This is a genomic window from Halobacillus salinus (assembly GCF_004684905.1).
In the GTDB taxonomy this organism is placed as follows: Bacteria; Bacillota; Bacilli; order Bacillales; family Halobacillaceae; genus Halobacillus; species Halobacillus salinus.
In genome coordinates this window covers 1,650,068-1,662,401 of sequence record NZ_SRJC01000001.1, presented here as the reverse complement: position 1 = coordinate 1,662,401, position 12,334 = coordinate 1,650,068, and the positions used below count along the sequence as shown (strand labels likewise).

The following is a 12,334-nucleotide window of genomic DNA, read 5'->3' as shown; positions in this document are numbered from 1 at the left end:
CATCCTGATATAATAAACAAGGCATATAGTCACAGAAAAAAACGATACATTAAAGGAGTACTAGCATGTGGGTGAGAAGGAAAAGCCTTCGCTGGCTTAATGGATTATCGCCATTTCAATTAATTGCGATTTACTATTTATTTGCTGTCACCGTTTCTTCCATTCTCATTGCTCTGCCCGTGGCTCACCAGCCGGGGGTCAACCTGAGTTTCATAGACGTGTTATTTACAGCAGTAAGTGCGGTTAGTGTAACAGGTTTAACTACCGTCCCTACAGCCGAGACATTTAGTACAACAGGAATATTTATCCTTGCACTTGTCCTGCAGTTTGGTGGAATTGGAGTTATGACCTTAGGAACTTTGATTTGGCTCATGTTAGGGAAGAAAATCGGTTTGAAAGAACGTCGTCTCATTATGACAGACCAAAACCGAAATTCTTTCCAGGGCATGGTAAGTATGGTTCAGCAAATCGTTCTTGTTGTTTTACTGATAGAGCTTCTAGGCTTTTTGACGCTCGGGACATATTTCCTTCAGTATTATGATCCCGGTGAAGCTTACTTACAAGGATTCTTCGGTACAATCAGTGCAATGACGAACGGTGGCTTTGATATTACAGGTCAATCTCTGATTCCTTTCAGTGATGACTATTTCGTACAGTTCATCAATATGATTCTAATCATTGCTGGGGCTATTGGGTTCCCGGTATTGATCGAAGTCAAGCAATATTTGTTTCATAATGATCGAGTGAAAACGATTCGCTTTTCTTTATTTGCGAAGTTGACAAGTTTTACTTTCTTCGTGTTAGTAGGATTCGGAGCGATTATGATCATTGCTTTGGAGTTTAACTATTTCTTTTCAGGAAAATCCTGGCACGAAATTTTCTTTTATGCTTTGTTCCAGTCCGTAACGACAAGAAGTGGTGGTTTGTCCACTATGGATATCAACCAATTCCAAGAGCAAACGCAACTTTTCATGTCATCTTTGATGTTTATCGGTGCATCTCCAAGTAGTGTCGGAGGCGGGATACGAACAACAACTTTCGCGCTTGTCATAATCTTCATCCTCACTTTCGCTAGAGGTGGATCGAGGATACGAATTTTCAGAAGAGAGGTTCACAACGAGGATTTGAACCGGGCTGTTGTTGTAACATTGATGGCCCTTATCACCGTTTTTACGGCAATCGTCGCCCTCTCCATAACGGAGCCTTTCAATTTGAACGAGATTATATTTGAAGTTACGTCTGCCTTTGGGACAGTTGGCCTGTCTCTTGGCATTACACCTGGACTTTCCGTTTTTGGAAAATGTGTGTTAATGCTGTTAATGTTCCTCGGGCGAATTGGGATTTTAACGTTCTTATTTTCTTTCCAGAAAGACCGTACTTCAGGAAAGTACCATTATCCAAAAGAGAGAATAATTATCGGTTAGTCTTTAGGGGGATGCGTCATGTCGTATACAAGTGAGAAAGAACTTCCGATTCACGAGTGGTTATACAAGCATTTAAATGACCCACTTATTTTCGTAAATGAAGAGCATCTTATTGTCCGCTGTAATCCTTCGGCTGTCCAACTTATGGGGGAAGTCGAAGGGAGTTCAGTGGACATATTTTTTCCAAGGGAGAAATGGAGACACGGCAAAGAAAGTCATCAGGTATTGCATCTGAATAAGAAGTTGAAGGGAACGTTCCACCTAAAGTCATTGAAGTTGGAGGACGAGGCTTTATACGCCATTATCATTGTACCCGTCTCGATTCCTGAAGAGCATAGGAAGATACTTAAAGAATGGGATCAGGTTCGATCGGAGGGTGTGGTCATCCATGAGGATGGAGTTATCGTTGATTGTGATAGCACGTTTGCTCATCTGTTCGGTCACGAACCGGAGGACTTAAGGGGAACCGAGGTTTATCAGTTGGTTGATCGTAAACATCATCAAAGGGTGACAAACCTCTCGATGAACGATGAAGAAAGCCCACCTATAAAAGGAATGGGGAAGAATGGAAATGCTGTGTTTGTCGAGGTGGTGGCTCATCGATACGCCCAGAATGATCTGGTGAGAGTAGCCATCGTCCGTGATGTGACAGAACGCGTACATAATGAAAAGAAAATAGAGTTTATGTCCTATTTCGATGAGATGACGGATCTTCCTAATCGCTTATACTTTAACGAAATACTAAGTCAAGCTATTCAAGAAGCTCACGGGAACGGAGAGAAGTTTGCCGTCCACTTCATTGATATCGATTATTTCAAACAGATCAATGATACACTTGGCTATACGTTTGGAGATAAGCTGCTTCAAGCCTGCGCTTCTAGATTAAAGAAGACAAACGGTTCTACTACGTTTGTAGCGCGTCTGGGTGGCGATGAATTTCTTGTGTTGCAACGGTACATAAATTCAATGGAAGAAGCGGAAAGCCATGCACAGTCCATGATTGATACTTTCAAGCAGCCAGTCACCATTGATGGATATGATCTATTTACTACAATAAGTGTGGGGCTAAGCTATTATCCTTTCCAAGGAACTACTGTAGATGAGCTAATAAAGAAAGCTGATAGTGCCATGTACACGGTAAAAGAAACGCAGCGGAATTCATTTATGAGCTATGATACGTCCATGACCGAGAAATTTGAAAACATGTTATCCATTGAAACGAATTTAAGAAAAGCTATAGAAAGAGATGAGCTTCAAGTACATTACCAACCTCAAAAAAGTATCCTAACGGGTAAAGTAGTAGGGATGGAAGCGCTCATCCGTTGGCATCACCCCACGAGAGGTGTGGTTTCGCCGTCCGAGTTCATACCGATTGCGGAAAAGAACGGTCTTATCGTGGAGATTGGTGAGTGGGTGATGCGTGAAGCTTGTATTCAAAATAAACAATGGCAGGACCAAGGGCACCCTCCAGTAATTGTCGGAGTGAATTTATCTGCGCTGCAGTTCCATCAGAAAGATATTGTTCAACGAGTTAAGAGGGTCTTGAAGGAAACAGGTCTTGATCCACACTACCTCGAACTTGAGATTACAGAAAGCATGGCAATGTCGAATGAGGAGTACATCATAAAAACCTTAAATGACTTGAGAAACCTCGGTGTTCATGTATCGATCGATGATTTTGGAACAGGATACTCTTCATTGAAATATTTGAGTCGTTTCCCTGTAAGTAAACTGAAAATTGATAAAGCATTTATTAATGAGAACCAAGAGCAGAACCAAGCAATCGTTAAGTCGATCATTCATATGTCCCATTCCTTGAACATGAAGGTTATTGCCGAAGGAGTAGAGACAGCAGAGCAATTAGCCTTTCTAAAAGCAGAGCGCTGCGATGAAATGCAAGGTTACTACTACAGCAGACCACTTCCCCCGGAAGAGTTGTCATCTATTTTCACGAGGGATCACCTTCATTAACAGGGTTCTTTTGCAACAAGAAAAAAGGCGGAATCACTTTTTTGTGATTCCGCCTTTTTCGTTTTTATTATTTATTCAAGGGGTGGTTTTAGCAGTAAAATGCCGCTCCGACAATAATCAACAGAATGAACAAGACAACGATTAATGCGAAGCCATTTCCAGTTCCGTACCCACCGACTCTTTGACAACGACGTCCACCATAAGGGTAGCATCCTCCGTACATAAAAGCTCACCTCCTGTTGTTTACATACTCAGCGTATGCAAGAAGGGGCTCTGGCGTATAGACACTTACCTAGTTCGTATAGGAAGTCGGTGCTGCTTTCATTATTTGACTTCTTGTATCAGAACTAGCTGGGGTTTCTGATTGATGTTCACTGCAATGATCAATCTCCTCACACCAGTGGTTTAATTGACTCTTCTGTTCTGTTGGGTTTGAAACCAAGGCATGGGAAGGGTAATAAGGCCCGTGTACTCGCTGTTTAGCTCTCATGATTCCGTCCTCCTTATCACTAGTATGAACGGTTTTTAAATGATTATGAGGCGAATTATACTCCTGGTGGTTATAAAAGTGTAAAAAGGGGTAAGGATTAGGACAATGACTTCTATAAATTAGTGGACGAAAGTGAGCACATTGAGGTGGGCATATTGCCGTACTTTACATAAAGGGTTCGTTATAATGTTTGTAAGTTGTCGTGAGGAAGGTGAATAGGATGAAGAAGATTGCAGTAGTGGGTGCTGGTCCCGGTGGATTGGCTGCATCTATGATTTTAGCTTCAAAGGGATATGATGTTCATGTATATGAGAAACAGCACTATGTTGGTGGTAGGAACGGGCACTTCTCGTTGGGGGATTATACGTTCGATATCGGTCCGACATTCCTTAGTATGCCCCATATCATGGAAGAGATATTTCAATCAGCGGATCGAAATGTCCATGATTATATGGATCTCATTGAGCTTTCTCCCATGTATGAACTGCAGTTCGACGGGAAGCGTGTTCCGATGTATCGGGACAGAAGAAAGATGCTTCGTGTCATCAGAGAGTATTTCCCCGGCAATGAAGTCGGTTATCAACGCTTCATGAAAGAAACGAAAGAGAAAATGGATGCCTTAACTCCTTTATTGCAGACAAGGCACCATCGTTTAAGGGATTATGTAAGTAAACGAACTTTAAAAGCCCTGCCGAAATTATCGCTAGGTAAATCAGTTTACGACGTATTGTCAGAATACTTTAATGATGAAAAATTAAAAATCGCCTTCACATTCCAGGCGAAATATCTAGGGATGTCTCCGTGGGAGTGTCCCGGCGCATTTTCCATTCTCTCTTATATGGAACATGCTCATGGTGTCTTCCACCCCAAAGGTGGGGTCAACCAGTTGTCTAAAGCAATGGCGAGAGTAACGGAAGAGCATGGTGGACAAATATATCTAGGTCAAGGAGTCCGTAATTTTGTTTTAGACGGGAAGAAAATCACGGGCTTAGAATTGGAATCGGGGGAAAAGGTGACAGCGGATGAGTTCATTGTCAATGCTGACTTTGCCCATGCGATGAATCATTTGGTAGAGGACAAGGACTTGAAAAAGTTCAAGTCGGATAAATTGGCTAAAAAGAAATATTCTTGTTCTACATTCATGATCTATGTTGGTTTGGATAAGTTGTACGATATGCCACACCATACGATTCTCTTCGCAGAAGATTACCAAAAAAACGTGAATGAAATGACAAAGGATCTTGTGCTGTCAGAGGAGCCATCCATCTATATCCATAATGCAAGTGTAACAGATGATACTCTTGCACCTGAAGGACACTCGGCCGTTTATATCCTTGCTCCTGTTCCGAATAACTATTCAGAAATTGATTGGGATGAGAAAGAGGAAGTGTTTAAACAGTTGGTCTACGAAGAATTAGAGAAGAAAACAGGATTCTCCGATATTCGGGAACATATTGTAGCTGAGAAGGTTTTGACTCCTAAGCAATGGGAACAAGATCATTTTGTCCATAAAGGAGCTACCTTCTCCTTAGGGCACCAGTTGTCACAAATGATGTACTTCAGGCCGCACAATAGATTTCAAGAGCTGGAGCACTGTTGGTTAGTAGGCGGGGGGACGCACCCTGGAAGTGGACTTCCGACAATTTTAGAGTCAGCTAGGATTACGACAGGTTGGATTAGAGAGGAAGAGGTGCAACCTACATGAAACAAAAGGAAACGATAATTGTTGGCGGGGGTATAGGTGGGTTGGTTACAGCCCTGCTGTTATCCAATGAACCAGATCGAAATGTGACTATTGTGGAGAAGGAAAAACATCTTGGTGGACGACTGACGTATGAAAGGCATGGGGAATACAAAATTGATCAAGGTCCTACCATCGTATTGCTTCCCGATATGCTTCTCAATATTCTAGAAGAGGGTGGAATGGAGAAATCGAGGTTCCCTCTTCTGCCTTGCAACCCTTTATATGATGTGAATTTCAGTGATGGATCTACTTATACCAAATATTCCGATCCTGTTCAGCAGAAGGAGGAACTTGCTGATAAGTTCCCGGGTCAGGAGAAAGGGTTCGACCGGTTTTTAAGCGATATGAAGATTCGCTTTCTTCAAGGTAGAAGCCAATTCTTGGAACAATCTTTCGTAGAAAAGAGAACCTTTTTCTCTGGTAAGAACCTTCGCACTCTGATTCGCTTACGAGCATATCAGAATGTCCGTCGGATGATGAGACGTTACTTTTCTGATGAACGTCTAGTAGAAGCATATTCATTACAAACACTCTATATCGGCGGCCATCCCCAACAATCCCCGGCTATGTATTCACTTGTTTCCTACAGTGAACATGAGCATGGGATTTGGTACTTGAAAGGTGGCTATGCACACCTGGTGGAATTGATTGTTGAGGAGTTAGAGGAGCGAGGAGTTCATTTCATGACGAATGCTCCTGTTGAAAATTTAGACATTCAAAATCACCAAGCAAAGGGCATTGTCGTGAATGGCAAGACGTACCAAGCGGATGATGTTATTTTAAATGGAGATTTCCCATTGATGGACCGTCTCGTACCTGAAGAGTATCGACTGAATCGAAAATACACACCTTCATCAGGATGCCTCCTTATCTATATGGGGCTAGATAAGAATTATGAGCATTCATCGATTCATCAGTTCTTCCTTTCTTCAGACTTCGACCGCCACATGCGGCAAGTATTCGAAACGAAGGAGTTACCGGATGACCCTTCTTTTTATACATTCCACCCTTCTATGGTGGATGATTCACTTGCTCCACCAGGAAAAGGGGTATTATATACGCTCATTCCGGTTCCCGTGGGTCCCAATGTGGATTGGAGTAAGAAAGAAGAATTGATACAGTATGTAATCAACCAAATGGAGTCAAGAGGTTTTCCAGGATTGAAAGATCAGATTAACTGGATGAAGATCCGTACTCCAGAAGAAGCACAAAAGGAAGGCTTATATGCTGGTGGAAGTTTCGGGATAGCCCCTACACTGTTTCAGTCGGGTGTTTTCCGTCCACAAATGAAACCTTATCCAATTGAACACCTTTATGCTGTTGGAGCTTCCGTCCACCCTGGTGGCGGGGTGCCCATCGTTATGCAAGGTGCCAAACTATTGGCAAATCATTTGCAATTTGGGTCCTCAGAAAGGCATAATTACAAGCGAGGTGTTAAGTGATGACGGATTTGAACCAAGCTTACCATTATTGTAGAAAGATCATCGAAGAACATTCCAAAACATTCTCCAAAGCATTCTCGTTGCTTCCAAAACAGCAGAAGTATGCTGTATGGGCGATTTACGCTTTTTGTCGAAGGGTTGACGACATTGTCGATGAAGGGACGAGCCCTAAAGAGGAGCTGGAGCAATTTGCTGAGGAGTTTGAATTGTTCATGGAAGGCAAGTTGATGTCGGAACATCCTGCTTGGATTGCCTTAGAGGACGTTTTCGAGAAGTTTTCTATGGATGCCAAACCTTTCTATGACATGATTGAAGGGCAGAGAATGGATCTTTACCCGGAGCCGATTGAGACAAAAGACGATTTACTTAGATATTGCTATCATGTTGCGAGTACGGTCGGACTTATGTTACTGCCAGTCCTCGCACCTGGTAAAACGCCGATGCTTCGCCAAGGTGCTGTTGAACTTGGCTACGCGATGCAAATCACCAATATTCTGAGGGATATAGGAGAAGACCTCGAACGAGGCCGTATATATGTACCTACTGAATTATTGGATAAGCACGCCTACACAATGGATGATTTGAAAAATCGCAGGTTGAGTCCGGCTTTTGTTCAATTGTGGGAGGATCTGGCTACGGACGCCGAAGCGTATTATGCTAATGCGCTAAAGACGATTTCATACTATCCACTTTACTCACAGGCTCCAGTCGGAGGAGCTGCTCGAATGTATCGTGCTATCATTCAATCGATAAGAAATAATGACTATCAAGTATTCAGTGAGCGGAATTATGTGAGCGATCAACAGAAGAAGCAGATTATTGCTGAGATGCAGTAATCTGCTTCTTTTTGTAGTATCACTCGATATTTACGAGTTTTCCAATCATTTCATTCGCTACGTTCTGCCCGCTTAAAACGACCATCGGTGACCCTCCACCAGGGTGTGTGCTTCCACCACAGAAAAAGAGGTTATCGACGTCCTTCGATTTATTAAATGGTCTCATAAATGCCTGCAGCTTCCGGTTGGAAGAGGGACCGTATAAAGACCCTTTATAAGCACCGAACATGTCCGCGATTTGTTTGGGGGTTATGACTTTCTCGTATTTCACGTGCGATTCAAGCGGAATACCATTTCGTTTCAATTTATTATAGATCAACTGTTTATAGGCTTGATCGTCTTGAGTATTCCTTTCTTCAAGTGCTGGTGCATTTACAAGAAGGAATGTGTTGTCTCCTTCTGGCGATACACTCGGATCTGACTTGGAAGATGTACATAAATAGATGGTAGGATCATCAGCATATCTACCTTTTTGAAGTTGATTGAATTCTTTTTTGTAATCATTCGAAAACAGCACATGGTGGTGATGCAGTTGATCAAGTTTTGTGTCCAGTCCTGCCATAATGACAAAAGCTGAGATGGAAGGGTCAATCTTTTTAAGCTTTTGTTTTGAAAGCGATGGGCTCGCATCTTGACCCAAGAGCTTCGGGACAGCTTCCAACAGATCCCCATTTATCAATACGTAATCTGCCTCGACTTGTTCACCTGACTCTAGCTCTATACCGACAGCGGTGTTTCCCTCAGTCAGTACCTTCCGCACGGGTTGATTGTTATGTAAACGTGCCCCCTGACGACGAGCTGCCTTTACAAAGCTTTTGGCAATATTCGTGTTACCTCCTCGAACATAATAGACGCCATCATTCAACTCCAAATGAGCAATCATCGCGAAGGTAGCAGGAGTAGTAAAAGGGCTTGAGCCTACATATGTTGAGTAACGATTCAATGATTGAATAATCTTAGGATTTGAAAAGTAAGAATGGAAGAAGCGATCCATTGATTGCCAGGGCCTTACTTGTGCTAACGCTTTTGCCAGTCCTGGTGAGAGATAATCGGACCAGCTTGAAAAGGTTCGATGAAGGAAGTGCTGCTTAGACAAGTCATATAATCGCTCCACTTCATCCAAGAAACGATCGTAACGTGCAGCTCCTTTTTGGTCCATGGCTTCGAGCTGTTCTTTCATATCCGCTGGATTGGAGGAGAGATCAAATACTGTCCCATCAGGAAATTGGTTGCGAGTGTGTCTTTCTAGTTGGATGAATTCCAATTCTTCTTCCGGGATAAGACCTCCTTGACGGACTACGTCACAAAACACTTCCGGCATTGTCATCGTATTAGGTCCGAAATCGAAGTGGTAACCCTGTTCATCAACGGCCATCATTTTTCCGCCAAAGTGATGATTCTTCTCATAAACATCTACTTCCAACCCGTGTTTAGCAAGGGTGACCGCGGCAGATAAACCACCGAGCCCCCCACCGACAATCGCTACTTTCATTCATAAGACCGTCCTTTCCATTGATAAGTATCTCCTTTGAGGTGTACAAACATGGATACTACCATTAATGTGATCATGATCATGACAGATACGGGTAAAAAGAAGGAAAGCCAAAGCGGATGCCCCGTACGACTGTCTACATACATTTTAAAAGTTACAGTTAACAGGTAAGGGAGTAAATAAAGCATACTTCCTTCAGTTATGGCAAAGAAAATATAAGCTGTCGGGAGTAGAAACAGAACCGTATAGAAGATAGAAAGGAAGAGCACCATCCACACGGAACGCCCTAATCCTGAATAGATGTTCTTCTTAAAACCATTCCACGTCTCTTTTGAAGAACTGTACATATAAGACAGAACCGACGGCGTAATATTAACAAGAATCATACGAAGTCCGTGCTTCTTTACTTCTCTTGCAATATGAACATCTTCCACCAAAGAGTCCTTGACGGATTCGTGTCCACCAATTTTGATATAGGCTGACTTTTCTATACAAATAAAGATACCACAGGCAGCAGTAAAAGCTGGGCGAGTAGTATGGTTGGCAATCATTAACGGGAGGTGCAGTTGGACAACCATGTGTTGGAGAGGTACGAGCATGTGACTTAGAAAATGATCATTCGGATAGTGTGGAAATCCACTTAGCATTGAAGCATCGAATTTCTTCATCGTAGCAACCGTGCTCTCTATAACATGGGGAGCGACTCTCGCGTCCGCGTCCAAAAATAGCAAGTACGCTCCGTTCGCTTCCTCAGAGAGTTGATGACAAGCATGTACCTTACCGTTCCAGCCAGAAGGAAGGGGGCGGCCGCTAATGATTCTGAACCTTGGGTCATCACTTATTTCCTGATCGAGTAATCTATACGTATCATCTTCAGAGTGATCGTCTAACAGCAGAATCTCCAAATTGTCATAAGTTAATCGCTTCAAGGAAGCAATCAGACCCTTCACGTTCTCCTCCTCATTCCTTAATGGAATGAGCAAAGATACCTTGGGAGTCGATGAAAGGGTCATATTGTGTTTTAGAGGGTAGAGAAATATTCCATTGATAATGGTCCAAATGTTAAGCAGGATGGTAAGAATCAATAGGGAGTAAAAAATCATTGTTCCTTCCACCTCCGAAATTGTTGATCAAATAAATTGTGCCGTTCTTGAATGACAGCTTCACGCAGTTCATCCAGTTGCTTCGTCGCTAGGTCCTCCAACAGATTGGATAGTTCTTTTCGGTTAAGCGAAGAGAAGGAGCTGTTCTTTACTGGTTCGCCTATTCTTACATAGACGTTCGGTCTACGGGAATGCTCAAGACTATAATATAGGCTGATCGGAACAACATTCACGTCTTCACTATGCTCTGCTATGTAGGCAGTGCCAGAAAAAAATTCAAGAGGGCGTTTCTCTAGATGTTCCTCCTGTCCTTGAGGAAATATCCAAACAGTCTTGTCTTCATTAAGTAATTGAATGGAGTACTGAAGCGATTCGATCATATCCCGCCGGAGCTCAGCATTGATGGAATAGCCACCCACCTTCTGGAAGAATGGGTGTTTCTTCATGCCTTTCTCGCTCATCATAGCGTATCCTTCCGATTGCACAATTTGGTCGTTCAAATAAAAGATGAGAAGCGGATCCCACCACGTCGAATGGTTGATAAGAAATAATGTCCGTTTGTTAGGAATCTCCTTCGAGTCTTTCCATAGGTGAATTTGTTCAAAATGATAACGGAGAAAAAAACGATTAAAGCGCGTAAAACCCCATTCTATTAACTTGTTTTTCTCAGCTCTCTTCATGGCGGGTTCTCCTTAAAAAGTAAAGTGAATACCAAAGTACACTGAGAACAATCACGAGTGCAGAGGCTAGCCATAGACCTCCTGAGACAGCAATGATGCAGAACATCACAATGATGAGTCCATAAACGAGTGCCAGCCTATTCTCCCAAAGTTCAACCTGTGTATGTTTGGTAGGGGAAACGAGAACGAATGATAAATGCAAAGCTGATGCTACAACCATCCAGCCAACGAAGTTAGAGAAAGGGATGTCATAGTACAACCCTGGTTCTTCCCATAACCAATATTCCTTTACTTTGAAAGAAACAGGATCCAGGATTAAATCCATCGTCACAGCTAATAAACCCCCGATAATGATGAACATGATTTTGGATACTATAGTATTCGAAAGCCTTGTGATGACTCTTGCTAATTCATGTGAGCAGCCCATAATAAGAAGCCAGGCAAATCCGATAGTGATTGGTGTGTTGAAGAGTTTCAATCCAAAGTTATCCGTGTATTGATAAGCTCCGAATAAAAAGTCATACTCCACACCCAGATGCTCAATCCAGATACTAGCGACAATAATCCAAAGACTGTAGAGAATACCAAAACGACGCCCGTACAAAGAAATGAAGTACAGGCCACTCACAATACCTGCTGCGATAAGGAATACGCTATTTGCCCATTCTAACCAAGGTGGAATCAGGTCAAAAGTGAGCAGGAATACACCGCATATGTACCAAAAAATAAAAAAACGATAGATGAGATTCATTGGGGGACCTCCTTATCTATATTTTATCGAAGCGAGCCCCAAGTGTATATGTAGAACGCTTATGTTCTATTCCATGATACCTCGGTTATCAGGTCATTAAACGTAATCTGCGATGTATTTGAGTTATTTTTTATGAGCAACAGGGAACTTCTATTAATGGAGACGATTTTTTCTGTGTTTTTTGATAAACTATAAGAGATGAGGGGGGTGACACCATGGAATTAGTAATGTGGTTTGTGTGTGTAATCATAGGTGTTGGTTTAACTGCGATGAATATCTTTGATAAAGGGTAAACCATACTTAACCGGGGAACAGGTCCTTCTGTTTCCTTTTATTTTGCTTAGTGATGTTAGAATTTTCAGTATAATTTAAGTCTCGAGTACATAAGAGCAGGTGATTAC

At 42.4% G+C, this 12,334-nt stretch carries 10 protein-coding genes and 1 pseudogene; 5 read left to right on the top strand and 6 right to left on the bottom strand.

Going from position 1 to position 12,334, the window contains the following annotated elements:
* The first annotated feature begins 65 nt into the window (after nt 1-65).
* Complete coding sequence (locus tag E4663_RS09010) at nt 66-1,424, top strand: TrkH family potassium uptake protein (protein ID WP_079480487.1); 1,359 nt, start codon at nt 66-68, stop codon at nt 1,422-1,424.
* Nucleotides 1,425-1,442: 18 nt separating this feature from the next.
* Entirely contained in the window at nt 1,443-3,395 is a 1,953-nt protein-coding gene (locus tag E4663_RS09005; protein ID WP_135327329.1) for a sensor domain-containing protein, read from the top strand.
* A gap of 88 nt (nt 3,396-3,483) precedes the next feature.
* On the opposite strand, the pseudogene E4663_RS20140 reads toward E4663_RS09005, so the two are convergent.
* Nucleotides 3,484-3,570, bottom strand: a pseudogene (locus E4663_RS20140) (YjcZ family sporulation protein); the annotation flags it as partial.
* 117 nt (nt 3,571-3,687) lie between these two features.
* On the bottom strand, nt 3,688-3,885 hold the full coding sequence (locus E4663_RS08995; RefSeq protein WP_135327328.1) for a hypothetical protein: 198 nt from the start codon (nt 3,883-3,885) through the stop codon (nt 3,688-3,690).
* Between the two features lie 220 nt (nt 3,886-4,105).
* On the opposite strand from E4663_RS08995, the gene E4663_RS08990 reads away from it, so the two are divergent.
* From E4663_RS08990 to E4663_RS08980, 3 genes are read left to right on the top strand one after another with little or no spacing between them, the layout of a single operon-like run.
* Nucleotides 4,106-5,590 carry a phytoene desaturase family protein gene (locus E4663_RS08990; RefSeq protein WP_135327327.1) on the top strand — a complete coding sequence of 495 codons (1,485 nt, stop codon included), beginning with the start codon at nt 4,106-4,108 and terminating at the stop codon, nt 5,588-5,590.
* Nucleotides 5,587-7,071, top strand: a complete 1,485-nt coding sequence (locus tag E4663_RS08985) for a phytoene desaturase family protein (protein ID WP_135327326.1) — start codon at nt 5,587-5,589, stop codon at nt 7,069-7,071. Before E4663_RS08990 ends, E4663_RS08985 begins: the two co-directional genes overlap by 4 nt.
* Nucleotides 7,071-7,907: a phytoene/squalene synthase family protein gene (locus E4663_RS08980; protein ID WP_135327325.1), complete on the top strand. Its 837-nt coding sequence runs from the start codon at nt 7,071-7,073 to the stop codon at nt 7,905-7,907. Before E4663_RS08985 ends, E4663_RS08980 begins: the two co-directional genes overlap by 1 nt.
* A gap of 19 nt (nt 7,908-7,926) precedes the next feature.
* Here the strand turns inward: E4663_RS08980 and E4663_RS08975 are convergent, their stop codons facing one another.
* Genes E4663_RS08975 through E4663_RS08960 form a run of 4 tightly spaced genes read right to left on the bottom strand, consistent with a single transcriptional unit; the run spans nt 7,927 to nt 11,933 of the window.
* Nucleotides 7,927-9,399, bottom strand: coding sequence for a phytoene desaturase family protein (locus E4663_RS08975; RefSeq protein WP_135327324.1), 1,473 nt, complete (start codon nt 9,397-9,399; stop codon nt 7,927-7,929).
* A complete protein-coding gene (locus E4663_RS08970) occupies nt 9,396-10,502 on the bottom strand; it encodes a glycosyltransferase family 2 protein (protein WP_135327323.1) in 1,107 nt (368 codons plus the stop codon). The genes E4663_RS08975 and E4663_RS08970 overlap by 4 nt, the downstream gene beginning before the upstream one ends.
* The gene (locus tag E4663_RS08965) at nt 10,499-11,182 is read right to left on the bottom strand and encodes a lysophospholipid acyltransferase family protein (protein WP_135327322.1); all 684 of its coding nucleotides are present in this window, start codon (nt 11,180-11,182) and stop codon (nt 10,499-10,501) included. Before E4663_RS08965 ends, E4663_RS08970 begins: the two co-directional genes overlap by 4 nt.
* Entirely contained in the window at nt 11,169-11,933 is a 765-nt protein-coding gene (locus tag E4663_RS08960; protein ID WP_135327321.1) for a carotenoid biosynthesis protein, read from the bottom strand. Before E4663_RS08960 ends, E4663_RS08965 begins: the two co-directional genes overlap by 14 nt.
* Nucleotides 11,934-12,334 lie beyond the last annotated feature (401 nt).

Coding starts and splice junctions, on each gene's coding strand:
- E4663_RS08980 (WP_135327325.1), top strand. CDS start 7,071: ATGACGGATTTGAACCAAGCTTACCATTATTGTAGAAAGATCATCGAA.
- E4663_RS09010 (WP_079480487.1), top strand. CDS start 66: ATGTGGGTGAGAAGGAAAAGCCTTCGCTGGCTTAATGGATTATCGCCA.
- E4663_RS08995 (WP_135327328.1), bottom strand. CDS start 3,885: ATGAGAGCTAAACAGCGAGTACACGGGCCTTATTACCCTTCCCATGCC.
- E4663_RS08990 (WP_135327327.1), top strand. CDS start 4,106: ATGAAGAAGATTGCAGTAGTGGGTGCTGGTCCCGGTGGATTGGCTGCA.
- E4663_RS08960 (WP_135327321.1), bottom strand. CDS start 11,933: ATGAATCTCATCTATCGTTTTTTTATTTTTTGGTACATATGCGGTGTA.
- E4663_RS08970 (WP_135327323.1), bottom strand. CDS start 10,502: ATGATTTTTTACTCCCTATTGATTCTTACCATCCTGCTTAACATTTGG.
- E4663_RS08965 (WP_135327322.1), bottom strand. CDS start 11,182: ATGAAGAGAGCTGAGAAAAACAAGTTAATAGAATGGGGTTTTACGCGC.
- E4663_RS08975 (WP_135327324.1), bottom strand. CDS start 9,399: ATGAAAGTAGCGATTGTCGGTGGGGGGCTCGGTGGTTTATCTGCCGCG.
- E4663_RS09005 (WP_135327329.1), top strand. CDS start 1,443: ATGTCGTATACAAGTGAGAAAGAACTTCCGATTCACGAGTGGTTATAC.
- E4663_RS08985 (WP_135327326.1), top strand. CDS start 5,587: ATGAAACAAAAGGAAACGATAATTGTTGGCGGGGGTATAGGTGGGTTG.